Source organism: Imperialibacter sp., from assembly GCF_040222385.1.
Lineage (GTDB): Bacteria > Bacteroidota > Bacteroidia > Cytophagales > Cyclobacteriaceae > Imperialibacter.
In genome coordinates this window covers 25,780-51,374 of the sequence record NZ_JAVKDF010000020.1, presented here as the reverse complement: position 1 = coordinate 51,374, position 25,595 = coordinate 25,780, and the positions used below count along the sequence as shown (strand labels likewise).

The window sequence follows — 25,595 nt, the reverse complement described above, 5'->3', positions numbered from 1 at the left end:
ATGGCTGGCCTTTTGTCGAGGTGAGAAGATTCGAACTTCCGACCCCCACGTCCCTAACGTGGTGCGCTAACCGGGCTGCGCTACACCTCGATTCCCCAAAGGGATTGCAATATTAGTAAAACACCTGTACATTCTAAAAGTCGACTCTCATTAAATTCGATAAAGCGTCACGTTTTTTCTCCAGCTTTTGCATGATGTCTTGCGGTGAGCCGACGCTTCTGTTGTTTTGACTGTAAGAAGTATAGTTTTTTTAGCAGGCAACCTTTTCAACTAGTTACCATGTACTGTTTATAAAGACCTCAACCACCGTCATTGAAAGATTCTGATCATAGCGAGCTGAAGCGAATTATTAAAGGCTGCATGAATGGAAGAAGGGCTCAGCAAAAAGAGCTCTATCAGTCATTCTACAGCTACGCTATGAATATTTGTGTACTCTACGCAGAAAGCAGGGAAGATGCGGTGGAAATTATGAATGACGGCTTTATGAAAATATTTAAGTACATCGGCAAGTTTGACCTTTCCAGGCCGTTCGTTCCCTGGCTGCGGAGGATCATGATCAATGCAGCCATCGACCGAACACGGAAGAATCTTCGATTTAATGAGATGATGGACCTCGAAGAAGCGGAGTCGGCGGAAAGCGCTGACACGGTAATATCAGGTATTTCGCATGAAGAGATACTTGGGATATTGAAAAATCTCTCACCAGCGTATCGGACGGTGTTTAATTTATATGCCATTGAGGGCTACAAGCATGAGGAAATAGCCAGGCAGCTGGGGATATCTGTTGGAACGTCAAAATCTAACTATGCTAAAGCCAGAAAGAGACTTCAGGAACAATTGAAAAACTTCTTTGAATCGGAAAATGTCTGATAAGGAGCAAAATATCGAAAACTTTTTCAAGAAGAGACTTGGCCAAAAGGACTTTCCTTTCAGGGAAGAAGATTGGCTGCTGATGGAGGCCCGACTCGATGCATCTGCTGTTTCTACCGGAGGAGGAGGGAGTTCTTTTGTAGGGATGAAGGCTGTTGCGGCAGTAATAGTGCTTACCGTCATCGCTTTCTTATCAGGGTGGTTTCTTAAAGAGTATTTTGATAACCGGGAGAGCAAAAATGGGGAGATCGGAAGAGTGATCCAACCAAAAAATAGTGACGCATCAACTCTTCAAATGGATAGCCAGGCAACAGAGGAAAGCGAAAGCAAGCCGAAAATTTTAAACGAGAATCAGCCAACGGAAACCGACTCCAAATTACCCGGCAGAGAGGAGCTGTCAGATAGAAACGGAGAAGTTTCAACATCAAACACAGCGGGCATTGCTAGGGAAGGTGGGACGGAGCAAAGAGAGCCCTCGCCTCAGCAAGGAAGGGCAAATGCGGCAGCCAAAGTCAGCTTTGACGCCGACGAATCAAAAGCATCAATTGGAAACAAAGAGGTGCCCCAAACACAGCAATCAGCTGGTCACCCGGGTGCGGGAAACGTAGATGACTTTTCAGACGCAGGTTTCAAAGATGAACGGCCTCCAGAGGTAATCACCCACCTGAGCAGCAAGCCATTGGCACATTCCCCGCTGGTCGGTTACAACGCAGCCCTTAACCTGGCACCGCTGTATGCGCCCAATCCACCAGAGACAATTCCTGACAAAGGTTTTTACCGGTTTGCGGTTGGGCTGGCCGCCTCTCCTGATGCAAGTAGTATCGGGTTTCATCCCAACTTGAAGGAAATGGGAGCAGGATTTGGCTTTTTAACTGAGTACCGTTTTGCTCGAAGGTGGAAGCTGTCAGGCGGTGTTTATAAGTTCGACAAGGTATATGCCGCCGGTGCAGGCGACTACAACCCACCGTTTGGGTCGGGCTGGCCCGGTGGGGTAGAACCGATCCGCACAGATGCTTCTTGTAGTGTGCTGGACGTACCCATAACTGTCAGCTTGCAGGTAGTTAATATTGGCAGAACCCGGATTTGGGTTAGCACAGGCATGTCATCTTACTGGATGTTGTCAGAAAACTATAGCTACGTCTACGAGGACGGCGTGGAGGGGCGCTACAAAGGTTGGTCCGGCGAAAATTGGAGCAACCATCCCCTCAGCGTGGTTTCAGCTTCATTCAGCATCGAGACCTATCTGACCAGGCATTTTTCAGTGCAGCTAGAGCCTTTTGTAAAAGCCCCGCTGGGTGGAGTTGGTTACGGTGATGTGCGTTTGTTTACCACAGGAACCCTGGTCACAGCCAAATATCATTTTTTAAAAAAAACCATAAACTAAGACTATGAGAAGAAATTTACTTTTACTAACAGGACTCGCCGTATTTCTTTCCTCTTGCGGCGGAGGCGACGAAGAGGCCACCCCAGACTGCACTGTCAGCGACCTGGCAGTGTCTATAGAAGGCTCGTCAAACGATGTTTGCGGGCAAGGAATAGGTGAAATAGAAGCAGCGGCAACTGATGGAGCCGGGAGCTATGAATTTTCTATCGACGGGCAATCATTTCAAAGTAGTGGGCTTTTCACGGGGTTGGAAGAAGGTGACTACACAGTAACCGTGAAGGACGCCAATGACTGTATGAAGACTGTGTCTGCAAGTCTCTCTGACGAAGGCGGCCTTACCATTGAAGCCACTTCGACTTCCTCAACCTGCGGATCCTCGACTGGAGCAATTGCCGTTGAAGCCACGGGTGACGGTGGAAGCTTCCAATACAGGCTGGATGATGGTGCCTTCGGCAGCGCAAGTGAGTTCACCGGGGTTTCAAGCGGGCTTCATACTGTGACTGTTAAGGATGAAGCAGGTTGCGAAGAGGACAAAGAGGTTTTGGTGCTGTCGGGTGTGAGTTTCAAAGATCAGGTCTCTTCAATTATCTCCACCAATTGCGCCGTCGCCACATGCCATAATGGAACCGCCGGCATACCAAACTTCACTTCATTTGGAGCTATTCAGGAAAATGCTGCCACTATAAAGGTGAAAACGGGCAACAAAACAATGCCAAAGGTGGGTTCATTAACTGATTTGGAAATTCAAACAATAGCTTGCTGGGTCGACGACGGTGCCAAAGACAATTAAAATGGTGTTTTGCATTTTGATTTGCGACTGAAGCGTGTGTATTACTAAAAAAGGGGCCATTTGGCCCCCTTTTTTCTTCCATACTTTTCAGTGGCAGCGCTATTTTAATATATAGTACACATTTGTCAGCCATTTGCTGGTGTCTGCCTCGGTAGTTGGATCAGTTACATACTCTTCAATCACCATGATGTCTTCAGTCATTTCAAGCCCTTTCGCTGTGAAGTAGTCGTCCATTGCGTAGTGTGCCTCGCCACTACCCTCATATGCACCGTAGTAGGCAATTTTGTAGCCACTGCCACCAGCCGGAAATGCTTCAAATCCGTCGAGAGAGTATTCACCCTCAACAGGAATGGCGGCTGCCATTACAGTTTGCTCATTGGCTTCGTCCCAAACAAAGTAGATGCTGCTGGGAGCTCCTGCCATCGGTGCTTTTTTCTTCGTCAACTCGCCGTAGGCAGCACCAAAGCTGCTGGCCATGAATGTCTGCATGTCGGCCCATTTCACAGTATCTTTTATGCCTATATAGGTTCTGGAAGACATCTCAATTGGTTCAATTTTGAAGCTCCTAAACGTATCGGACGAGGCTACTTTTTCACTCAATACTTTTAACTCAGCCAGCCCGCTTTCAAAGTCAGGGCCCATCATTCCATCCATCATGGGATTCATCAGGTTCATAGGCCTTGGCGATTCGCTGTCCATTGCCCATGTTACCTTTGTTCCATCCGAAGTAGTCTCAAAGGTTAGCGAAACTTTTGCCCGGCTTTCAAAAGGCTTTAAGAAGATCAGATCTTCTTCAATCTTGTTTTCGGAAACTGAGGTAATTTCCATAGACCCTTCACCCACCTGATCATTTCCAACCCAGGAATATCTGGAGCCTACCTCGCCGTCAGTCCCCTCAATAGTGTAGGTCATGTTGGGATCCAGTTTGTTCCATGGGCTCCATTTCACAAAGTTCTCAAATTTTCCAGCGTGTTGCATTATCAGCTTCTGAGGTGCGTTAATGGTGGTGCTCCTTTCGACATGGTATTCTGTGGGAATCATAAACACCGCCGCAGCGCCTAATAATACAATCGCCAAAACTATGTATAGGATGACCTTAAGTGCTTTCATAGTATGGTAAGTTTGGTAAACATCTAAATTAAGAATTTTCCAAACTTAAAGTCCTGGAATATAGGCAATTAATTTTGTTACGAATCTAGCCGTGCATTAACGAATTAAAAAAGTTTCCGTTTTACCATCTTCTTTGCAGAGGTAAAAGGCGTTGTAGAGGTCGTAGTGGATGTCATCGTAGATAGAAGGGATCACATCAACGCCTTTTTCATTGATAAGGCCCTTCTGCCCCCTTTTTTCGACAACAAAAAGGCCGTTGGGTAGTAGCTCCAGCTGATTGAAACGAGGGAGCATGATGTAGCCTGACTTACGGTGGTAAAAGCCGTATTGATTTCCTTGCCTTAAAATATAGGTGTTCTTATCAACGGACTTGATCTCGTCAAAGTCCAGGCCAACCACTTCAGCACCGCTCCTGTCAATGATACCAGACTTGCCATTTCTCGACACAACCGAGATGCCATTCGAAAAAGGAGTAACTGAGTCGTAAACGGGCTGAATAACCAGTCGCTCTATTTTGTCAACAAATCCCCAGTGCCCACGGAGTTTTATCGCCGCCATTCCTTCCTGGAAAAAAGCCGCACTGTCGTACCTGTTCGCAATTCTAAGTTTATTATCGAGGTCAACAAAGCCGAATTTCTCGTCTTTCACAATGCCAAAAAATGCTTCACTCAGCCCGGACACTCCCTGATATTTACTTGTGCCGTCGCTAATCTTATTGCCGTCTTTGCCATAAGACCACCAGTAATCCCCTTGCCTTAGAAATACAACCGAATCCATATCGGGAATCATTACTTCGTCGAATTCAGACGCTGTCACTTTTTGTCCTTTTGAGGTCAGCAGACCAAAGCTTCCGGATTCAGTTTCTTCGATCAGCCACGACTTTTTAGCAGATATCGAATGATGGCTTGTGTATAGCCATCCACGCCCAGGCGTTATGAGGTCGGTCGACCCACCATTTTTGGTTAGAATTACGGCTTCATTAATCACCTCACAATAGTCGTGCTTAGGTTCGACCACCCAATCGCCGTTGATGTCTATAACGCCCCATTTTCCTACATACTCAACTGCGGACAGGCCTTCGATGAAACTATGAGCCCGTTCAAATTTGTGGTCGATAACCATTCCGCCATTAAAGTCAAGAAACCCCCAGTAGGCATCCCGCCTGGCCATGATCAATTTGGATCCTTCCGGCTTTACCTGGTCGTAAGAATGCCTTGTAACTTTCCGGCCATAAGTGTTATATACATCCCACAGCTCTTTGTTGTTTTTTACTACCTGCGTGTAAAAATACTTTCCATCGAAATAGAGGGAATCGTAATACTGTTCAAGAAAGGGTTCGCCCGACTTGTTGTACACCCTGAATTTGTTTTGCTCTTTGCTTACGACAAAATTCTCATCTGTGCGCACAACACTCCAGTTACTTTTGTTGCTCAGTTGTTCCCCCGAAATATTGATGATGGCTTCGCCCTGGTAAGTCTGAACCCTGTACAAACTGGGCCCGATAGTTTCGATATCGTCGAAAGAGAATGTTTTCAGTCTTTTGTTCTTTCCATCGGTCAGGTGCCACGACGGGTAGGTGGTCAGGCGCAGCACCGAGTCGTTTTCAGGAACAATTTCTTTGTAAAACGGTTCAAGTATCATGCTGCCATCATTGCGCATGGCACCCAGCTTGCCCTCCTTGGAAATTATAAGGAGGTTGGAGTTGACACGGAACATGCTATCAAGGTTTTCTACCGGCAACTTCAAGCCGCCCACAGTCCATACCGATAGCTTGTCTCTTGCATCGACAGCCTGGTAAATGCCATTGCCAACGTACTGGATGGATTTGAATTGGAAGGGGATTAAGGTTGCCTCAACTCCTGAAATAAGGCCGTAGGAAGTCTTTTGATTTTCATAGCGTGACGCAATGTAGTTGTCGCCGGATGGGACAATGTCGTAGTATTGGAAGCCTACCAGGGCCGTGCCTTTGGTGTCAAGGACGCCGAAGTAAAGAAAATGTTCGAAGCTGTCGGTTCGGGACGCTCTCAGGAAACCGTTACTCATGGGGGAGAGGTCACGGTAAACAGCTTTGGTAATCTGCTGATCATTTAGCGAGCTTAACCCCCAAAAGCCATTCGATTTATAGCCGATAGTGGAGGACAGTGGGTCGACACTCCCATTGCTCCATCCAATGTCTTCATATTTGGCGGGGATGAGGATTTTGCCCTGGTCGTCCTTTAAGCCTTTCCGGTTATTTAGCTCGAAGACTTCTAATACCCGTTCACTGGCTTTTTTGCCATGCGAGAGAATTGGTGCTAAAAAAATAAGTACCAATGAGAACAGGAACCTAACTACAGAAAGCTTCATACGCCGCTAAATTAAGCAAACAGTTAGGAAAAGCGGCAAGAAATTAAACGATCGGGTATTTTGTGCTTACGAATTGGTCGTTTCCGACTGCTTTTCGAGGTCAAACAGGTCGTTCAACACGTCGATAAGCGTTTCAGCCTCACCTCTTTTGCAGGCGGCTTTTAGCTGAAGCACAGGCAGCTTAATGATTTTCTGCATCATGCTCCTCGTTACCTTCTCCACTAATTTGCTATCATCCATGCTTGCTCCCTTGAGATACCTGGCAACTTCCTCCTGTCTGATCTGCTCAAGGGCGTTCTTCAGCTTGTTGATAGTGGGCGACACCTCCATTTCCTTCGACCAGTCGAGCAGTTCAGCCATTGATCCGGAAATGATGGCCTTTACCTGTGGTATTGCAGCCAGCCTTTTTTCCAGTGCCTCACTTGTTTTGCTATGGATGTCATCAATGTTGTAGAGCAGGGTTCCGTGCACTTCTTCTACTTCTTTTTCAATGCTTCTCGGTACCGAAAGGTCAAGCATGTATTTGAAGGAAAGCGATTCACCGTTTTGAAGGTGCTCTTTTCTGATCAGCGGCTCTTTATTAGCTACAGACGAAATAACAACATCAGCCTCCTTCATGGCTGCATAAACTGTGTCGAACGGTATGGCCTGAAAGCCACACTCAAGGGCTATTGCTTCAGCTTTCTCAAATGTTCTGTTGGCAATGAAAACCTCTTTGCTCTTGATGTACTCAAGATTGCGGCAAACATCTTCTCCTATTTCACCCAGTCCGACGATCAAAATTTTTGGTGTAGGGATGGCGGCAGTGAGCTCCCCAATCAACTCAACGGCGGCATAACTCACCGAGGCTGCGCCGTCTCTGAAAGAGGTTTCCTGAACTACCTTTTTATTGGTGAAGAAAATCGTGTGCATTAGTCGGTGCAAAAATGGGCCCGCCATGTCCTCATCAGCCGACCACTGATATGATCGCTTGACCTGATTGGCTATTTGCAAATCGCCAACTACCTGTGCTTCCAATCCCATGCTCACATCGAAAAGGTGCTGAAGGGCGTCTTTATGGTTGCTGATAACAACGAAAAAATCTTTGTAGTCGCCGATATCACTGATTGATCTTTCAAGGGCAATCAGTTTGATGATGTCTTCGGAAAGGTCTGCTTCTGAAGAATAGTATACTTCGGTTCGGTTGCAGGTGGAAAGCACTAGCGCCTCAGTGATGGGCGTAAATTCTTTGAAATACTTCAGCAAGCGCTTGCAGGCCTCCTCATCGAAGGACACAAGCTCTCTGATATTGAGCGGGGCGCTTTTGTACGATAGACTTACTGCTTTGAAAAGCTTATGCATTTTCCACTTTAATTCGGGTTCAAAAATAGCTCCGTATTGATTTTAAAGGAAATGACATTTGTCAGATAACTCAATTTAGAATGAGTTTAAATTAGAGATAAATGCTCGCTACTGATAAATGAACAGTTTTTTGCCTTGAAATTGTTTACTGGAAGCCAAAAATATCTAACTTAATATTCAATAAATGCTTCTTACGGTCTATGAGCCAAATAAATAAATGGCTAAGAGAGAATTTTGGCTACAGTAAAAAGGAAATTAATGGTAGCATCATTCTTCTCTTTATCATTAGTGTAGTATTCCTTGGAGTCTACGCACTTGACTACTACAGGTATGCTAGTAACGAGTATTCGTCTGAAAAAGATTTGGAACTTTTAGACAAATGGGCAGCCGAGCTCCAATGGGCTGAAGACGTCGGGGAGAATAAGGAAAGCGCCTGGCAAATGTTGGCCCTTAGCAATTTGGGAAAATTTGATCCCAACCAGATTTCGGAGGCACAATTGAGAGAAATGAACATACCAGCCTATCTGGCATCCAATTGGAGTAAGTATACAAGCCGGGGAGGTAGGTTTTACGATAAGGATGACCTGCTCAAGCTTTATGGAATGGATTCTTCTATTTTTGAGCAGCTTGCCCCGTACTTATCAATAGCTAATACAAAGCCCAATTCGGACAATACCAGGCCAATAGCTGAAGGAAAGTCAAAAGTCGTCAAGGAAACAGTTAGGTTAATCGATATCAATCTGGCAACAGCAGAGGAGTTGCAAGCGGTACGGGGCATAGGCCCAGCTTATTCTGCCAGGATCATCAAATACAGGAATGCTCTTGGTGGGTTTCACGAACGTGGGCAGCTGGCGGAAGTGTATGGGCTCAAGCAGGAAACGGTATCTGCCTTGTGGGAGAAGTTTGATCTCAACCCTGCTAATTGCTGCATAAAACTGTCGGTCAACACCATCCATTTAGATTCGTTAAAACTGCAACCCTATATTAACTACAACCAGGCAAGAGCTTTGGTAGCCTACCGGGATCAGCATGGAAAGTTTGCTAGCTGGAACGATGTAGCAGAAATAAAAATCATCCCGGATTCAACCATCCAAAAGTTAAAGCCGTATTTTGAATTCTAGTGAATAATGAACAATTAGGTTTATCGTTTACCTGATAGTTATCGAAAGGCCGCAAGCCGTCTTATGCGAAAAATTCTGCAATCCTACCTTCGTAAGCTTACCAATCTCACTGCCAACAATAGGTCGCTGCTTTTGTTGCGCCTGGCTTCCGAACAGTTTCTCGATTTGCATGATTTCGATTTCACCCTTGGGCAGCCTTCGTTTCATATCATCAGCGACCTGATTGCACAAAAAGCTAAGATTCCGCTGTGTCAGATCATGGACAGCAGGGACTACAATAACAACAACCTGAGCGTTGGCCTTAAAAAGCTGCACAGGCTTGATCAGTTTGTTTTTCAGGAGAGGGGCGGAAAGGATTTGTACGTGGGCTGGCCATTTGTACATGGCAAATTCAGCGATGGCACGCTGGTAAGGTGCCCTCTGCTTTTTTTTCCTGTGTCTCTCGAAATGGATCAGAAAAATTGGGTGATGGTGCCCCGAAAGGATGTCAACGTCACTCTCAATAAGACCTTTCTGCTGGGCTACGCCTACTATAACAAGATTTCCCTCGACGAAGACCTGATAGAGCGGGTTTTTGACGATTTTGACAAGGACAGTCGGGTCTTTCGCACGGCACTTTACGAACTTCTGCGAGACAGCAAAGTAGAAGTCAATTTCAATCCCGAAAATTTTACTGATCAGCTAACAGGGTTCACCCCTTTTCTCAAAGACAAGTTTGAGCTCGGGCACGACACAGGGAAACTGAAGTTGATGACTGAAGCAGTGCTGGGCATCTTCCCTCAAAATGGGTCCTATATGGTGCCCGACTATCTCAAACTTATTGAGGAAAACACGTTGGAAAGCCTGGAAGACTTCTTCGTTGGTAAAACCAACCTGGAAGATGTGGTGGACAAAGTAGAGTACTCCTATGTCAGCAAAATAAAGGAAGAACAGACTTTTACGCCATTTTCCATTGATGCCTTTCAGGAAAATGCTTTAAAAACGGTAAAGAATGGCCATTCACTTGTAATTCAGGGGCCGCCTGGCACAGGCAAGTCACAGCTTATCTGCAACCTCGTTTCGGACTTTATTGCACGTGGCAAAAAAGTGCTGGTGGTTTGCCAGAAGAGGGCAGCGCTTGACGTGGTGCATCAGCGATTGAGCGAGAAAGACCTGGGAGCATTTGTAGCGCTCGTGCACGATTTCAAAAATGACAGAAAGGAAATTTACGGGCAGCTAGCCTCCCAAATTGAACGACTTGATGAGTATAAGCTTAAAAACAACTCTCTGGACGCTATTCAGCTGGAACGAGAGTTTACCCAGGTAAGCAGAAAAATAGATCAGATTTCGGAAGAGCTCAATGAGTTTAAGCAAGCTTTGTTTGATGATAAAGAGTCAGGCAAATCTGTGAAAGAACTTTATCTCTCATCTGACCTCAAAGGGAAAACCATAACCCTCAAGCAGGAATATAAATATTTCACCTACGAGAAATTGGAGGCCTTCCAGCGCAAAATTGGCTATTATGTTAAGTATTCTTCAGTCTTCCGTACGGAGGAGCACCCCTGGATAGACCGGGTGTCTTTTAGCCATTTTGGGGTGGCGGAGCTTGGGCGGGTAAAGGAGTTGGTAGCTGAAATTCTCAAGTTCAATCAAGCCTTAGCCACAAGGTCTAAAGAGGCCCTGGGTGAGGCATTGAGCTTCGATGAGTGCCAGGACATGCTGGAGCGCCGGGGGCAGGTAAAAGAGATGTTTTCTCTCATCAATGACAAGACTGTGTACGAAACTTTTGTGCACATGTCGGCTTACCCCGATAGCGAAACAGACGCTCTTTGGCTGGCCAATAACGAGCGGATATTGATGGAGTGCTACAAGGGGCTGGGCCCTGAATTGTCAACCCCGGGCAACGAGTTAGGCAGGCTACAGGAAGCCCTTGAAAGGGGAAGAAAGGCGAGAAAGGGACTTTTTAGCTGGTTCAGGTGGAAATTCTTTTCTAAGGACAAAGTGTTTATTTCCCGGGTGCTTGTAGCCAATAACCTGGAGAGCAATAAAAAGGGGTTTGAAGAGCTGATGATCATGGTAGACAGCCGCCTGAACCTGGAACACAACCTCACCAAGTTAAGAACCAGTGAATGGATATTGAATCCGCCGAATGCCATGTCGAAGATAGATCTGCAAAACTGGTTTTTCTTTGTAAGAAGGGCAATCAACGCAAAGATGATTTTCAGTTCGCTGAGGCCGGTTGCAAAAGTAGTCAACCCAAAAAACTACACTTTCGAAGAACTGAAGGAGCTCACCGATCGATCATTTGAAGCTTTGGAGGAGATTCCATTGAAATGGGAGCAGTGGCAGGGATACTTCACGCCGAAGCAGGTCAAAATGATTATCGGAAAGAAAGGGTATGCAGAGGAGTTGCTCAAGCGGCTCGACAAGGATTTCGATAGCCTGGTGGAATACGATAAGCTGCTGGATAGCGTACTACCCTATGAAAACCAGATTTTTGAGAAGCTCGAGGAAATTTCGCCTGACTGGGACGAAAAGGAGTGGAATGAGATTTTTGAGAATAGCCTCAATCTTCAGTGGATCGACCACATTGAAACCAAATATCCCATTTTGAGAGCAGTGTCTTCTCTGAAATTGGACACTTTGACGAAAGAACTTCAGGAGGCGGTGTTGAAGAAGAACCAGCTGAGCGGCGATATACTTTTATTGAGGATTAGGGAAAAGACGTACAGCGAAGTGGAGTATAACAGGCTCAACAACCCTATAACTTACCGTGATCTGCAACATCAGGTCACCAAAAAGAAGCGAGTTTGGCCTATCAGGAGGCTTTTGGCTCACATGTCGGCTGAGGCGTTCAGGTTGGTGCCCTGCTGGCTTACATCTCCTGAGGCAGCTTCAGCTATTTTTCAGCTAGATGAGATATTTGACCTTGTCATTTTTGATGAGGCTTCGCAGTGTTTTGTGGAAAATGGTCTGGCTGCTATGTACCGGGGCAAGCAAGTGGTAGTGTCTGGAGACGATAAGCAGTTGCAGCCCAATGATCTCTATAAAATAAGGTGGGAGCAAAGCGAAGAGGAGGAGGAAATGGCCCTTGAGGCAGATTCTTTGCTGACACTTGCGAGGCAGCACCTGAACCAGGTTTCTTTGCAGGGGCACTATCGCAGCCGTTCGCTCGACCTGATCGACTTCAGTAACCACTATTTTTACAAAGGCAAGCTACAACTAGTGCCACATTTTGAGGTAATCAACGAGGCTAAGCCTGCCATTTCCTACGAAAAAGTGGATGGGATATGGGAAAGCAGCCGAAACGAGGAAGAGGCTGCAAGAGTCGTGGACTTGATTGTTAGTTGCCTTAAAAAGTCCCCGGACAAAAGCATTGGCGTGGTTACTTTCAACGCCGCTCAACAGTCGCATATTTTGGACTTGCTGGACACATATCAGGCAGATCATAAAAAGCTGCTGCCTGACTCGCTGTTTGTGAAGAACATTGAAAATGTGCAGGGCGATGAAAGAGACATTATTATTTTCACCATTGGCTATGCACCCGATGCCAAAGGGAAGCTTCAGATGAAGTTTGGCTCGCTCAACCTTGAGGGCGGCGAAAACCGGCTGAATGTGGCCGTGACCAGGGCGAAAGAACAGATTTTCGTCGTTAGCAGCATTTTGCCTCATCAGCTAAATGTGGATGGCTTAAGGAATGAGGGCCCTAAGATGCTGAGAAAGTACCTGGAGTATGCATTTACTGTTTCAAACGGGGAGTTCAGGCCGTATGCGCCTAAAGAGCCTACCTACTCGCAGCATTGGTACCTCAAATCGAGAATGACAAAGTGGTTGGAGACTGTGCCTCAAATGCGAAATATATCCATGACCGAGGACCTGAATTTTGCTGACCTCACAGTCAAGAAAAGGGAAGAATTTCTGGGTCTCGTTTTTACGGATGACGACACTTACTTCAACAGTATTTCAGCAAAAGATGCCTATGTATACCGGTACACTTTGTTGATGGATAAAAAATGGAGATCTACTCAGTTTTATTCCAGGGAGTTTTGGATTGACCCAGAAGGTGCCGAAGAGCGACTCTACAAGTTTATCGGGCAAATCGAGTAACCAGTTATTCTTGTTCAACTCTTTCAACTTTCAATCCAAGAGACTGAATGCCCGCCAGGCTTTCCACCCTCATGTATTGCTGAACTGAAAAGGTGAACTTCCCTTTGTAAGGAAATGTGAAGCCACCGATGGCAGGAAACTCATGAGAAAATAAATCTCCCAGCCCACTGCCGTAGGGCTTCCCGGTTTTAGGGTCGAACAAAATAACCTCCTGCATCTGACTTTCGATCACTTGATGAAGGGAGTCTTCAAGGGTGAACTTGAGATAGAGGTTGTAGTACGAGTAGTCTGCTGTGTTTCTGACCAGATAAGAAAGCTGAAACTGGTCTGCTGTCGTATCTACAGTAAAAGTAAATTTCTCTGTAGAATCCATGTGCCACACGTTTTCATCAAAGTCGTGGTACTCATCATAAATCCTTGAATCACTGCATGATGACAAGAGGAATATCAAACCTGCTGACAGGCAAATGAGGCCGCCAAGGTTGTTTCCCGATAATGATGTCCTCATCTATTGTTGTGGTTGATTGTTTTGACCCCGGTTACGATTCTTGAATCGCTTTTTGTTCTTTTTCTTCTTTTTGCCGCTGCCTTGCCCACCAAATTTCTTGTCCAGGTTCACCAGGTCGCTGTTGAGAGCCTGGTTGGCATCTCTTCCAGTGTCTTCTTTGTCTATAGCCAGCGTGTCGGGCTTTTGCCCTTTCTTGTTCATTTCCAGAATAACCTTTACCCTCTCGACGTCTAAAGGATACCAGGTGTTTTCATCTCTATAGCCGAACCACATGGTTTTTCGGAAAATATCCGTCTTCTGCAATGAGGCTTCACCACGGGCAGTGAGCAGTGGGGCTTCAATTTCTGGAATACCTTCAAGCGCTTCCATGTAGGTGTCGAGCTCGTAATTAAGGCAGCACTTCAGCCTGCCGCATTGCCCGGAAAGTTTGCTTGGGTTGAGCGACAAATTCTGGTAGCGAGCTGCAGAGGTGGACACGCTCTTGAATTCAGAGAGCCAGGTGGAGCAGCATAGCTCTCTGCCACAAACACCTATTCCACCGAGTCGGCCGGCTTCCTGTCTCAAGCTAATCTGGCGCATTTCTACCCGAATTTTAAACTCGGCGGCTAATAGCTTGATTAACTCACGGAAATCGACCCTGTCGTCAGCCGAATAATAAAATGTCGCTTTGGTATTATCAGCCTGATATTCAATATCGGTCAGCTTCATTTCCAATTTGAGCTCTCTGATGATCTCTCTTGTGCGAAAGAGGGTTGGGAGATCCCTGGCCTGAACCTGTTCGAATTTTTCCAGGTCTTTTTGAGTGGCAATTCGGTAGATATTCTTTACCTCACTGTCATTAGCCACTTTTTTCTTCTGCATTTGAAGCCGAACCAGCTCTCCCTGGAGAGAAACGTAGCCAATATGGTGACCGTTCGGAACATCTACCACAATGGCATCGCCGGTAACGATAGGCAGGTTTTCATTATTTCGAAAAAAGTCCTTTCTGCCGTTCTTAAATCGTACTTCAACAATGTCAAATTTATCTAAAGCTGGCATGTCCATATTGGAAAGCCAGTCAAAAACGTTCATTTTATTGCAACCACCTGTTGAGCAGCCACCATTGCTTTTGCAACCAGCCACTTTACCATCTGCGGTAGTTACACTACTGCATGTGCTACATCCCATCTCTAAGCAATTTTATGTTAGCTCTTCTCAAATATAAAAATAATTTCAAAACCATCAGGTGCTAACAATGCCTGCTATCCATTGTACTTTACCAGATCCTGACCGATATCCTTTCTGAAATTGGCCTGATCCCATGTAATACTATCTATCGTTTTATAACTTTTGCTAACTGCTTCCTGAATCGAGCTCCCAAAGCTGGTAATGGCCAACACCCTGCCGCCATTGGTAACAACGTCGTCGCCGGAGACTTTTGTGCCGGCATGGAACACTTCCGAGTCGTATTTACCAGTCAAGCCAGTAATCGGCTTTCCTTTCACATATCCTGAAGGATAACCTCCTGCCACCATCACCACCGTCGTTGCAAAATCAGGTCTGACTTCAAACGATTGGCCTTTTAGCTTGCCCTGTCCTGTGGCCAACAGCAAGTCAACAAGATCTGATTTGATCCGCGGAATAACCACCTGGGTCTCGGGGTCGCCCATTCTCACGTTGTATTCGATCACATACGGGTCACCGCCTACGTTCATCAAACCAATGAAAATAAAGCCCCTGTAGTCAATTTTGTCTTTCCTCAGCCCGTCAACAGTTGGCTTCACTACCTTTTCCTCCACCTTTTTCAAAAACTCGCCTGGAGCAAACGGCACTGGGGAAACGGCTCCCATACCACCTGTGTTTGGGCCGGTATCGCCATCACCAATTCTTTTATAGTCCTTAGCCTCAGGCAGAATGATATAGTCTTTTCCGTCGGTCAGCACAAAAACCGAAAGCTCGATACCATCCAGAAACTCTTCTATCAGCACTTTTCTGCTGGCTTCGCCAAATTCGGCCTCTTCAATCATGAACCTGAGCCTGTCTTTCGCTTCCGCCAGGTTGCTTGTGATGATTACACCCTTGCCTGCGGCCAGTCCGTCTGCTTTTAGTACATAGGGAGGTTGAAGGGAATCGAGAAACTGGAAGCCCTCGGAAAGGTTGTCGGCGATAATGGTTTTCGCTCTGGCGGTGGGAATGCCGTGTTTCAGCATAAACTGCTTGGAAACATCCTTGCTGCCTTCAAGCGCTGCGCCAGCAGCTCCTGGGCCCACAATGGCTATGTGAGCAAGGTCTTTTCTTATTTCGAAGTAATCCCGAAAGCCTTTTACAAGGGGTTCTTCAGGGCCAACGATGATCAGTTCTATTTTCTCCTTCAGTGCCCATTCGGCTATCGCAGGAAAGTCGGTGGTGGAAAGCGAGACATTGGTGCCAACCGATAAAGTGCCGGCGTTGCCTGGTACGATAAAGAGATTATCACACTTCGGGCTTTGAGAAATTTTCCATGAAAGTGCGTGTTCTCTTCCTCCTGAACCAATGACGGCTATGTTCATAGTGATGAATTGTTTAGCCGACAAACTTAAGAAGGAGGAGGCGATGCACCAATTAATTGGCGTATTCTGAAAGGAATTTTATACGGACAAGTCTTAGCTCTTCCTCTGAATAGTCGTCGCCCAGCTCTTCCAGCGCAACGGCTATGCTGTCTGTTTCAGCGCTCATAAAATAGTCGATGATGTCGTCTTGCCTGTCTTCGTCCAGTACCTGGTCGATATAATACTCAAGGTTGAGCTTGGTGCCTGAATAGCAGATGTGTTCAATTTCGTTGATGATCTCCTCCATGGCCATGCTCTTGGCTTCGGCAATCTCTTCCAAATCTACCTTGCGGTCAATTTGCTGTATGATGAAGATTTTTATTTTCGACTTCTGTCCCGCTGATTTAACTACTACATCCGAAGCAGTTTCAATATCGTTTTCTTCAACATATTTGGCTATTGTTTCGAGAAAAGGCTTGCCAAACTTTGCCACCTTGCCCATACCAACTCCGTTGATCTGGGCAAGCTCGTCTTTGGTGGTGGGGTAGATAGTGGCCATTTCCTCAAGGGAAGGATCCTGAAAAACGACATATGGTGGCAGGTCCATTTGCTTCGCAACCTTCTTCCGAAGATTTCTAAGCATTTCGAAGAGCGCCTCGTCATAGGCCTTGGTTGTGGTAGGCACTTTTTCTGCATCCTCTTCTTCCTCGGTCACTTCCACGTCGTATTCGTGGTCTTTTGAGAGCTTGATAGCAAATGGGTCAACAATAAAGTCCTTGCCCTTGGCGGTTACTTTCAACACGCCAATATTTTCGATGTCTTTCTCAAGAAACTCCAGTAACAAAGACTGGCGAACCACAGATTTGATGAGGCTTTCTTCCAGTTCTTTTCCTTTGCCAAAAATGGACAACGCATCATGGCCGTAGCTCTTTACATATTGTGAAGGTGTACCTTTCACCACGTCGACCAGGTGTGCCAGGTTGAATCTTTCGCCGGTTTCCATCGCCGCTCTCAGCACCCATTGAACGTACTCCTCACCTTCGAACTTTTCCCTCGGCTTAAGGCAGTTGTCGCAAAAACCACAATCATGGTCGTAGCTTTCGCCAAAGTAGTGAAGCAGTTGCTTTCTTCTGCAAAGTGACGACTCAGCATAGGACACCATTTCATCAAGCAGCACTCTGGCGTTGTCTCTTTCAGTAACGGTTTTGTCCTTATTGAATTTTTCAAGCTTAATGATGTCGTTGTAACTGTAGAACATGATACAGTTACCCTCAAGGCCATCTCTTCCGGCACGGCCAGTTTCCTGATAGTATCCCTCCAATGATTTTGGAGTGTCATAATGCACGACAAAGCGAACATCCGGCTTGTCGATGCCCATGCCAAAGGCAATGGTAGCCACAATAACATCTACTTCTTCGTTCAGGAAGTCGTCCTGATTCTTTATTCGTACTGCAGCATCAAGGCCGGCGTGATAAGGAGCAGCTTTCACATCATTCACCTGAAGCAAGTTGGCTATTTCTTCAACTTTCTTTCGGCTCAGGCAGTACACGATGCCAGATTTGCCTTTCTGCGACTTTACAAACTTTACCAGTTGCTTTTTGGTGTGCTGCTTCGGGCGAACCTCGTAGTATAGATTTTCTCTGTTGAAAGAAGACTTAAAAATATCGGCCTCTTCCATTTGAAGGTTCTTCTGAATATCAATTTGCACCTTCGGAGTAGCGGTGGCAGTCAGTGCAATCACAGGCATGTTGCTGATCTGAGCCAGAATCTGCTTGATTCTTCGGTACTCAGGCCTGAAGTCATGGCCCCACTCCGAGATACAATGAGCCTCGTCAATTGCGGCAAAAGAAATGTTTGCCTTTTTGAGAAACTCAATGTTTTCCTCTTTGGTAAGAGACTCAGGTGCCACATAAAGTAGTTGCACCTCTCCGCTCAGGGTTTCTCTCTTTACCCTGTTCATTTCCGTCTTGGTCAACGTAGAGTTGAGAAACTGGGCATTGACGCCCACCGCATTCAGCTGATCGACCTGATTTTTCATCAGGGCAATAAGAGGTGAGATAACAATGGCTGCACCATCAAGAATCAGGGCTGGCAGCTGGTAACAAAGTGATTTGCCAGCACCGGTTGGCATGATGACGAAGGTATTCCGTCCGTCAAGTATATTTTTGATGATCGCTTCCTGGGTGCCTCGAAAACTGCTGTACCCAAAAACTTCTTTTAACTTATCTTTTAATTGTTCCTCCAGGCTCGCAATCATATGGCTCTGCAATTTCTTTTTCAGCTTTTACACACAGTTAGCTGAGCAATTGAATATACTAATTTTAATTCAAATGACACTCTCACTTTCCAAATATCAGTTATAAGATGTGATGGGCGTCACTCACAGTCGTTTTATGACAACGTCATCATGCTCTTTAATGATTCCACGACCTTTGCTGACCGTATTTAAAGCCTATATTTGCAACGAAATACGTTTTAGCTAAGCAATGGACAGAAACAGCAGTCAAACTTTTGTAATAATTATGGCCGGTGGCGTAGGGAGTAGGTTTTGGCCCTATAGCAGAAACAAGCGCCCAAAACAATTTCTTGACATATTTGGTACTGGTCAGTCACTTTTACAAATGACCTACAACCGGTTCCTGCAAACGGCGGGCAAAGATAACATATTGATCGTCACTAATCAACAATACGCTGAATTAGTAAAGGAACAATTGCCTGACCTCCAGCAGGATCAAATACTGCTTGAGCCGGCCCGAAGAAATACCGCTCCGTGCGTGGCGTATGCGTGCTATAAAATCCACAAGAAAAACCCTGATGCAACAGTGGTAATCACGCCGGCAGACCACGCAATTTTTAATGAAGACAAGTTCATCGCTACGGTAGAAGACGGGATAGCCGCTGCTCAGAAAGAAGGCAACCTGGTTACAATAGGCATTAAGCCAACAAAGCCGGAAACCGGCTATGGCTATATTCAATATTCGGAGGAGAAATTTGGCGCAGCCAGGAAGGTTAAAACATTCACGGAAAAGCCTGAATTGGAATGGGCGAAGAAGTTTCTGGAAAGTGGCGATTTTGTCTGGAATGCGGGGATTTTTATTTGGAAAACGTCTACTATCATCAAGGAATATGAGAATAGCTTGCCCGAAATGGCTGAGGCCTTTGATGATGGTATGGAGCATTATTACACCGACACCGAGCAGCAGTACATCGACAAGGCCTACACGCAATGCAGAAACATATCCATTGACTATGGCATCATGGAAAAGGCGCAGGATGTCTATGTGGTGCTCGGTGATTTTGCATGGTCGGACCTTGGCTCATGGGGCTCTTTGTACGACAACCTAAAAAAGGAAGACAAGGAGAATATTGTGATGGGAGCAGAGCTACTTTCTTACGATAGTCACAGCAATATTGTCAAAACAGACAAGAGCAAGCTGGTTATTCTACAAGACCTCGAAGGCTACCTCGTTGCAGATTTTGAGGATGTGCTCATGATTGTTAAAAAAGACCAGGAAGCAAAATTCAGAGAGTTTGTAAACGATGTGAAAAACAAAAAAGGAGAGGAGCTCCTCTGAGGGCCCAGCCGACGACAGTTTCTTGGAAATTTTTGGGATGGCAGTCTACTTCAAGGCTGCCATTCTTTGTCTTACCACCTCGAAAAGAAAAATACCGGCAGCCACCGAAACATTCAGCGATTCAATTTTGCCCTGCATAGGTATTTTCACTTTCGTATCAGCCATTTCAAGCACGCTGTCAGAAATGCCATCCTCTTCAGAACCCATAATGAGCGCCACAGGACCGGTAAGGTCGGCCTCTGAGTATAGCTGGTCGGTTTTCTCTGTGCACGCCACCACATGGAAGCCCGACTCTTTGAGGTATTTGACCGACTCTTCGAAGTCGTTGACTTTGCAAATGGGAAGGTGGTTAAGAGCCCCGGCCGATGTTTTCACAGCATCGCTGCCGATTTGAGCGCTGCCTTTGGAAGGGATAACAATCGTGTCGGCCCCGGCGGATTCGGCAGTTCGTACGATGGCGCCAAAGTTTCTTACGTCCGTCACCCGGTCAATCAGCACGATCAAGCCATCCTTTCCCTGGTCGAAGATGAACGATACAACCCTGTGCAGGTCGGCAAACTCGATGGGCGAGACAAAGGCGATGACGCCTTGGTGGTTTTTGCCGGTTAGGCGGTCAAGCCTCTCTCCGGGTACGTTCTGAAAAACAATCCCGTTTTCAATCAGTAGCTTGATGAGCTCATTGGTGAGCTCATTTTTAACATTTTTCTGGATGAAAATTTTGTCGATTTGTTTGTCGGCCTTGATGGCTTCTATCACCGCCCTGGTGCCATAGATCATGTCGGAAGGGTTCGGTCTTCGCTGTTGAGGGTATTTTCTTATCACCTGATGCTTGTTAGTTCTGCGACCCCGCAGGCCGAAGAACAGTTTAAATTCTTCCTTTGCGCCACAAATCTACGAAGCGAAACCAATATCTGTCATAATCGTCCTTACGAATTAAAGTAAGGTAGCCAGGGGTGAAAATATTTTTGACCCTCATAAACTCAAACTTAAGGTCAGATTTGTCTTCCATTTTGAGGTAGGTCCAAACTTCTCCCACGTCATTCTTTTCAACCACATCGGGATGGCCAAAGATAATGTAGATCATGCCAGCATCAGTTTTCCAGCCTTCTTTGAACCCTGTAAACAACAAGTTCGCTTCAGCCACTCGGGTGAAATAGTTCTGCATGATCCGTTTTGCCCGATCCTGACTGCCTGAAATATCGAGCAAGAAATTGTCAAGCGCCTTCTTTCTGGTTTTGGATGAAACCAGCTTGTTATACTCTTCTTTGGAGCTTATGTAGCGAAGCGTGCCGATGATTTCGTCTACTGAAACAAACTTCGGGTAGTAAAAAGGTGCTAATCGCAAAGACAAGGCTGAACCTGAACTGGAATCGGTTTGAAACAGGTAGAGACCCGGCTTGGTTGCGGAGAAGTAACCCGCTCTCATCATAAATGAGCTATCAATTTCCATTGTTTTGCCTCCTGAAATAGTGTCAATAACCATGGGTGGCTTTGCTTCTTCAAAATCCATGTTATAGTAAAACCCATAAAGCTGAGCCGTGTCTTCGGCCGTCAAAGAGATCGAATCTCTTGGACTGAAAAAAGACTTTAAGACCGGCATGCCATTTTTATCAACAGGGGTTATCCCATCGGGAGTAAACATGTTGTCGCCCTCCAGCGCTACATCGAAAAAGAACGACTTCTGCGTACTTGGCCTTTTGACGTGAAAGACAATTACATTTTGACCTTCTGAGGGCAGGAAAGCCAGCTTTCCTGCAAGCTGCGGATAGGCTGAAACGTCGGTAAGGTCAGCCCAATTGTGGGTTGTCTCATTGAAGGCAGAGGAGTCCGAATACGAGCTTCGGTAAAAAGTTTTTAACTCGTAATTGCCAATGGTGTCGTAGGCCGGAAGATTCAGTTGAAAGTAAACTTTGTAGCCCGGGTCGGATTTAACCAAACGATATTTGAATTGAATAGGCCCGGAAGGGTTGTAGGTATAGGAAAGGTTGAAACTATTGATTGACTGACTGTGTACGTCAGGCCCTGCTAACGATAGGGAAATGACAAATAAACAAAATAGGGTGCTTTGAACCTTGTTCATACTGAAATGCGTGGGAATGTTTAGCATATAACAACCAAGTAACTAAAAAACTTGAACCGAAAGTATAATTTTATCTTACTTTGAAGCCGAAAAGCAATCCGAACTGAATCTTCATGGCAGTTTATACTACGGAAATTACCTCAGCAGAGATACTTTCAGACAATCCGATACACCAGCGACTTTTGAAACCCTACATAGTTGCCAAAGACTATGTGAAGGGGAACATGCTGGAATTGGGATGCGGCGAGGGACGTGGAGTGAAAGAGCTCATGCCCCTAGTGGAGAAATATACTGCCCTCGACAAAATCGGAGAGATTGTAGAGAAGCTTCAAAAAGAAAACCCTAAGGGTGATTTCAGGCAAGCTGTATTTCCTCCATTTAGCGGCCTTGAAGACAATGCATTCGACAGCATTGTAACCTTTCAGGTAATAGAGCATATAACGGATGACGAGCTGTTTTTGAAAGAAATGGCCAGGGTGCTAAAGCCCGGGGGGGTGGCGTTGCTCACTACGCCCAACATCAAGCTGACACTGACCAGAAATCCATGGCATATCCGGGAGTATACAGCACAGGAATTAACCGATTTGGCAAAAAAGTATTTTCCCAATGTAGAAATGAAGGGAATTGCCGGAAGCGAAAAGGTGATGGATTACCACGACAAAAACAGAGCCTCCGTGAAAAGGATCACAAGGTTTGATGTGCTCAATTTACAGTATCGATTGCCTGCCTGGATGCTGCGGATTCCCTATGATTTGCTGAACAGGCTTAACCGGAATAACCTGCAAAAGGCATCCGACAGCCTGGTGTCATCCATTTCCCACGATGATTACCTGGTGTCGGACAACGCCGATACGTCCCTTGATTTATTCCTGATTTTGAGGAAATAAAAAAAGCCCCATGTTCTGGGGCTTTTCATTAGTTGTTCATCATTCCGTAGTGTTTTCGGAAGAGCTCTTCGTATGTTTTTCCCAGCTCAGGATCTTCATAGGCCCGGAAAACTCTCGCTAACTCGTTGAGTACGATAAGGTTCTTTTGCACCGTAAAGGAATCGGCGATCAAATTGTCGAACATGTAGGTGAGCATTTCATCAGCTCTCACACTCATTGTTGCCGCTATCTCCTTGGCTTTTTCTTCTTCGCCTACCTCCATCAACAGGCTCACCATTCTCACAGTAAAGTGATCATAGGGAACCACTGAGTCGGGCATTACCTCAAGAGATTTCAGAAGTGCGTTTCTGGATCTTTCAGTATCGTCTACCATCAGGAGAGATTCAGCCAACGTGTTGAAACTTGCTCTATGGTTAAGAACAAAATTCCTGTAGTCTTCGGTATAGTAAATGCTCGGATCCTGAAGACCTCTCCAGTAGAAGTTATTCATCATGTTGTCGTACATAATGTCTACATCTACGAAAGTTTCCTGGTTGTCAGGGTTTTCGACAGGGAGCAATCGGTAAGCATTGCCTTCCTGCACCGCATACCGCCTGATGTCTATGTTGACGCTGGCTAACGAGGTGTTGTTGAAATAAATAGGGCGCTCCCATTTGTTGGTCAGTATGATATCCAGAATAGCCAGGTCTTTCTTTTCCAGCACTCTGTCTTTGATGTTGAATACCATTCTTGGAACCATGTAGTCTTGTAGTGTGGAAGGAATAATTCCTTTTGACATTACGTTGGCAGAATCAACGTTCAGATACACGCTTTTGGAAGGAATGGAGTTGTAGGCGCTGATGGAGGTTGCTACCCTGAGCGCAGGATTCCCTTCACGCACCAGCTTCATATACTGTTCCAGGCTAATAGCGCCTTTGATATTCTCTCTTTCCATTACGACCACAAAGTCGTTCAAGCCGCCCTGGCGGTAGTCTTTGCTGGTCAGTGAGAATGGGAATGGCTCAGATTCATAGGCCTGTCGCATCATTTGATCGATGTACCAGTCGGTGTTGAAGTAGCTTAGCACCACTACCCGCACGTCGGTACGGAAGCCTTCCACCTCCTGCACATACCAAAGCGGGAAAGTGTCGTTGTCTCCTCCTGTGAAGAGAATGGCATTGGGGGCACAGCTGGCCAGGAAATTTCTGGCAGTGTCCACAGAGAAGTAGCGATCCGATCTGTCATGGTCGTCCCAGTTTTCGCTGGCCATAATAGCCGGGCAACTTAAACAGATAACGAGAGACGTGGCAATGGCCGCTTTCTTATTGGCAATGAACCTCTGGAACAGATCGCTAATTGCGAGCACAGCAAACCCAATCCAAATCGAGAACACATAGAACGAGCCGACATAAATGTAGTCCCTTTCTCTTGGCTCAGATGGCGGGGAGTTGAGGTAAAGCACGAGTGCAGCTCCCGTCAGGAAGAACAGCAGCAGCATCACACTAAAGTTCTTTTGGTCTTTTCTGTATTGATAGAAGAAGCCTATCAGGCCGAGAATAAGCGGGACAAACAAGTAGTTATTCCGACCTTTGTTGTTTTCAAGTTCCCAGGGCACCTTCTCAAAGGCATCAGCAGGCGAGGTCCAACTGGCATCCTGCACATCGCTTTCACGTCCGGCAAAATTCCACATGAAATACCTCATGTACATGTGACCAAGCTGGTATTTGAACATGAAGTACAGGTTGTCTCCAAAGGTAGGCTTCTGTCCCGCTCTCAGGCCGGTAATTTCTCTATAGCGCTTTGCATGCTCAGCGCTGGAGCTGTACATCCTTGGAAGAATGGTCATGCCAGTCTTGTCGTAGATGGCATCTACCTTGTAGTCAATAATATCGTATTCAGTTTCTCCCTTGGCATACACAGGGGCTCCTTTTTTCTGTTCCTGAAGCTCAGTAGTAAAGTACTGACCAAAGAAAAGAGGACGATCACCATACTGTTCTCTTTTGAGGTAAGAAACGAAGGTGTTTACGTTTTCAGGGTTATTCTCGTCAATCGGTGGATTGTAATTCGACCTGATAAGAACAACGGTGTAGGAAGAATAACCAATCAAAATGAAAGCAAAGGCCAGAAGAGATGTGTTGAGTATGACCTTCTCTTTTTTCTCGGAGTAAATGATACCATAAATGAGGGCACCGAGGAAAAGAAGGACGAAAACTATGATGCCTGACTTGAATGGTAAACCAAGCGAGTTCACAAAGAAAAGCTCAAAGGAGAAGGCAAGGCTTGGCAGGCCTGGGATAACACCCGCCATGATGATAAGAATGATCGCACCACTAAGTGCTAATGTGGTCAGCACGCCTTTTGTGGTCACCTCCTTGTAATACTTGAAGTACACGATAAGTCCAAGGGCTGGAATAGCCACAAGGTTCAAAAGGTGAATGCCGATGGAAAGACCAACGGTGTAAGCAAGTAGCAGGAACCAGCGATTTCTGTGCCTGTCGTCATCAATTTGCTCCCACTTGAGGATAGCCCACACAACGAAGGCGGTAAAGAAGGATGAAATAGCGTAAACCTCAGCTTCAACAGCCGAAAACCAGAAGGAGTCCGAAAAGGTGTACGCAAGACTGCCTACAAGTCCGGCTGCAATAATCGACCAGTTTTGGTCGTCGGTGCCCTGGCCAGGCTTCAATCCCATTAGCTTGTTGGCGAGAGCTGTGATAGTCCAAAAAAGAAACAAAATGGAAAACCCGCTGCTCAGCACACTTGAGATATTGATCCAATAAGCCACTCTTTCCACATCACCCAGGGCGAACAGACTGAAGAACCGCCCTATCAACAAGAAGAGAGGTGCTCCAGGGGGATGAGGCACTTCGAGTTTATACGAAACTGCGATAAATTCTCCACAGTCCCAGAAGCTGGCGGTGGGCTCAACAGTTAGCCAATAAACGAGGGTGGCAATGGCAAAAACGAACCAACCGATAAGGTTATTCACCTTTATATAATTCATTCTATTA

Annotated in this window: 17 protein-coding genes and 1 tRNA gene; 7 read left to right on the top strand and 11 right to left on the bottom strand. The window is 46.0% G+C overall.

Annotated elements, in window-relative coordinates; translation table 11 throughout:
* Positions 1 to 15 precede the first annotated feature (15 nt).
* Positions 16 to 90 (bottom strand) — tRNA-Pro (locus RIG68_RS06200).
* Between the two features lie 222 nt (positions 91 to 312).
* On the opposite strand from RIG68_RS06200, the gene RIG68_RS06195 reads away from it, so the two are divergent.
* The 3 genes from RIG68_RS06195 to RIG68_RS06185 are packed head-to-tail and all read left to right on the top strand — an operon-like array spanning position 313 to position 3,044.
* Positions 313 to 870, top strand: coding sequence for an RNA polymerase sigma factor (locus RIG68_RS06195; protein WP_350119956.1), 558 nt, complete (start codon positions 313 to 315; stop codon positions 868 to 870).
* On the top strand, positions 863 to 2,254 hold the full coding sequence (locus RIG68_RS06190) for a hypothetical protein (protein ID WP_350119954.1): 1,392 nt from the start codon (positions 863 to 865) through the stop codon (positions 2,252 to 2,254). Before RIG68_RS06195 ends, RIG68_RS06190 begins: the two co-directional genes overlap by 8 nt.
* A 4-nt stretch (positions 2,255 to 2,258) precedes the next feature.
* Positions 2,259 to 3,044 carry a hypothetical protein gene (locus tag RIG68_RS06185; protein ID WP_350119951.1) on the top strand — a complete coding sequence of 262 codons (786 nt, stop codon included), beginning with the start codon at positions 2,259 to 2,261 and terminating at the stop codon, positions 3,042 to 3,044.
* A gap of 99 nt (positions 3,045 to 3,143) precedes the next feature.
* Here RIG68_RS06185 and RIG68_RS06180 read toward each other — a convergent pair whose 3' ends face one another.
* From RIG68_RS06180 to hemA, 3 genes are all read right to left on the bottom strand, one after another.
* Positions 3,144 to 4,154: an SRPBCC family protein gene (locus RIG68_RS06180; protein WP_350119948.1), complete on the bottom strand. Its 1,011-nt coding sequence runs from the start codon at positions 4,152 to 4,154 to the stop codon at positions 3,144 to 3,146.
* A gap of 96 nt (positions 4,155 to 4,250) precedes the next feature.
* Complete coding sequence (locus tag RIG68_RS06175) at positions 4,251 to 6,500, bottom strand: WG repeat-containing protein (protein WP_350119945.1); 2,250 nt, start codon at positions 6,498 to 6,500, stop codon at positions 4,251 to 4,253.
* A gap of 66 nt (positions 6,501 to 6,566) precedes the next feature.
* The gene (gene hemA, locus RIG68_RS06170; protein WP_350096070.1) at positions 6,567 to 7,841 is read right to left on the bottom strand and encodes a glutamyl-tRNA reductase; all 1,275 of its coding nucleotides are present in this window, start codon (positions 7,839 to 7,841) and stop codon (positions 6,567 to 6,569) included.
* Positions 7,842 to 8,041: 200 nt separating this feature from the next.
* On the opposite strand from hemA, the gene RIG68_RS06165 reads away from it, so the two are divergent.
* Both RIG68_RS06165 and RIG68_RS06160 read left to right on the top strand, forming a co-directional pair.
* Positions 8,042 to 8,962: a helix-hairpin-helix domain-containing protein gene (locus RIG68_RS06165; RefSeq protein ID WP_350119942.1), complete on the top strand. Its 921-nt coding sequence runs from the start codon at positions 8,042 to 8,044 to the stop codon at positions 8,960 to 8,962.
* 63 nt (positions 8,963 to 9,025) lie between these two features.
* Positions 9,026 to 13,048, top strand: coding sequence for an AAA domain-containing protein (locus tag RIG68_RS06160; protein WP_350119939.1), 4,023 nt, complete (start codon positions 9,026 to 9,028; stop codon positions 13,046 to 13,048).
* Positions 13,049 to 13,052: 4 nt separating this feature from the next.
* On the opposite strand, the gene RIG68_RS06155 is transcribed toward RIG68_RS06160, so the two are convergent.
* From RIG68_RS06155 to recQ, 4 genes are all read right to left on the bottom strand, one after another.
* The gene (locus RIG68_RS06155) at positions 13,053 to 13,556 is read right to left on the bottom strand and encodes a gliding motility lipoprotein GldH (protein WP_350119936.1); all 504 of its coding nucleotides are present in this window, start codon (positions 13,554 to 13,556) and stop codon (positions 13,053 to 13,055) included.
* Positions 13,557 to 14,723: a PSP1 domain-containing protein gene (locus RIG68_RS06150; RefSeq protein ID WP_152001132.1), complete on the bottom strand. Its 1,167-nt coding sequence runs from the start codon at positions 14,721 to 14,723 to the stop codon at positions 13,557 to 13,559.
* A 74-nt stretch (positions 14,724 to 14,797) separates the two neighbouring features.
* Entirely contained in the window at positions 14,798 to 16,084 is a 1,287-nt protein-coding gene (gene purD, locus RIG68_RS06145) for a phosphoribosylamine--glycine ligase (RefSeq protein ID WP_350119933.1), read from the bottom strand.
* A 52-nt stretch (positions 16,085 to 16,136) separates the two neighbouring features.
* A complete protein-coding gene (gene recQ / locus RIG68_RS06140; protein WP_350119930.1) occupies positions 16,137 to 18,320 on the bottom strand; it encodes a DNA helicase RecQ in 2,184 nt (727 codons plus the stop codon).
* A gap of 229 nt (positions 18,321 to 18,549) precedes the next feature.
* Here recQ and RIG68_RS06135 point away from each other — a divergent pair, with 229 nt between their 5' ends.
* Entirely contained in the window at positions 18,550 to 19,638 is a 1,089-nt protein-coding gene (locus RIG68_RS06135) for a mannose-1-phosphate guanylyltransferase (RefSeq protein ID WP_350119927.1), read from the top strand.
* A gap of 45 nt (positions 19,639 to 19,683) precedes the next feature.
* Here the strand turns inward: RIG68_RS06135 and rlmB are convergent, their stop codons facing one another.
* Positions 19,684 to 20,460 carry a 23S rRNA (guanosine(2251)-2'-O)-methyltransferase RlmB gene (gene rlmB, locus RIG68_RS06130; RefSeq protein WP_350119925.1) on the bottom strand — a complete coding sequence of 259 codons (777 nt, stop codon included), beginning with the start codon at positions 20,458 to 20,460 and terminating at the stop codon, positions 19,684 to 19,686.
* 43 nt (positions 20,461 to 20,503) lie between these two features.
* Entirely contained in the window at positions 20,504 to 21,718 is a 1,215-nt protein-coding gene (locus RIG68_RS06125) for a GWxTD domain-containing protein (protein WP_350119923.1), read from the bottom strand.
* Between the two features lie 113 nt (positions 21,719 to 21,831).
* On the opposite strand from RIG68_RS06125, the gene RIG68_RS06120 reads away from it, so the two are divergent.
* Positions 21,832 to 22,605 (top strand): class I SAM-dependent methyltransferase, encoded by a 774-nt coding sequence (locus RIG68_RS06120; RefSeq protein WP_350119920.1) that lies wholly within the window; start codon positions 21,832 to 21,834, stop codon positions 22,603 to 22,605.
* A 28-nt stretch (positions 22,606 to 22,633) separates the two neighbouring features.
* Here the strand turns inward: RIG68_RS06120 and RIG68_RS06115 are convergent, their stop codons facing one another.
* A complete protein-coding gene (locus tag RIG68_RS06115; protein ID WP_350119918.1) occupies positions 22,634 to 25,588 on the bottom strand; it encodes a glycosyltransferase family 117 protein in 2,955 nt (984 codons plus the stop codon).
* Positions 25,589 to 25,595 lie beyond the last annotated feature (7 nt).

Bases quoted from the DNA above. Each gene is read 5' to 3' on its own strand.
- RIG68_RS06155 (WP_350119936.1), bottom strand. From the start codon at position 13,556: ATGAGGACATCATTATCGGGAAACAACCTTGGCGGCCTCATTTGCCTG.
- hemA (WP_350096070.1), bottom strand. From the start codon at position 7,841: ATGCATAAGCTTTTCAAAGCAGTAAGTCTATCGTACAAAAGCGCCCCG.
- RIG68_RS06165 (WP_350119942.1), top strand. From the start codon at position 8,042: ATGAGCCAAATAAATAAATGGCTAAGAGAGAATTTTGGCTACAGTAAA.
- RIG68_RS06115 (WP_350119918.1), bottom strand. From the start codon at position 25,588: ATGAATTATATAAAGGTGAATAACCTTATCGGTTGGTTCGTTTTTGCC.
- RIG68_RS06180 (WP_350119948.1), bottom strand. From the start codon at position 4,154: ATGAAAGCACTTAAGGTCATCCTATACATAGTTTTGGCGATTGTATTA.
- RIG68_RS06125 (WP_350119923.1), bottom strand. From the start codon at position 21,718: ATGAACAAGGTTCAAAGCACCCTATTTTGTTTATTTGTCATTTCCCTA.
- RIG68_RS06185 (WP_350119951.1), top strand. From the start codon at position 2,259: ATGAGAAGAAATTTACTTTTACTAACAGGACTCGCCGTATTTCTTTCC.
- recQ (WP_350119930.1), bottom strand. From the start codon at position 18,320: ATGATTGCGAGCCTGGAGGAACAATTAAAAGATAAGTTAAAAGAAGTT.
- RIG68_RS06175 (WP_350119945.1), bottom strand. From the start codon at position 6,500: ATGAAGCTTTCTGTAGTTAGGTTCCTGTTCTCATTGGTACTTATTTTT.
- RIG68_RS06120 (WP_350119920.1), top strand. From the start codon at position 21,832: ATGGCAGTTTATACTACGGAAATTACCTCAGCAGAGATACTTTCAGAC.
- RIG68_RS06150 (WP_152001132.1), bottom strand. From the start codon at position 14,723: ATGGGATGTAGCACATGCAGTAGTGTAACTACCGCAGATGGTAAAGTG.
- RIG68_RS06160 (WP_350119939.1), top strand. From the start codon at position 9,026: ATGCGAAAAATTCTGCAATCCTACCTTCGTAAGCTTACCAATCTCACT.
- purD (WP_350119933.1), bottom strand. From the start codon at position 16,084: ATGAACATAGCCGTCATTGGTTCAGGAGGAAGAGAACACGCACTTTCA.
- RIG68_RS06190 (WP_350119954.1), top strand. From the start codon at position 863: ATGTCTGATAAGGAGCAAAATATCGAAAACTTTTTCAAGAAGAGACTT.
- RIG68_RS06135 (WP_350119927.1), top strand. From the start codon at position 18,550: ATGGACAGAAACAGCAGTCAAACTTTTGTAATAATTATGGCCGGTGGC.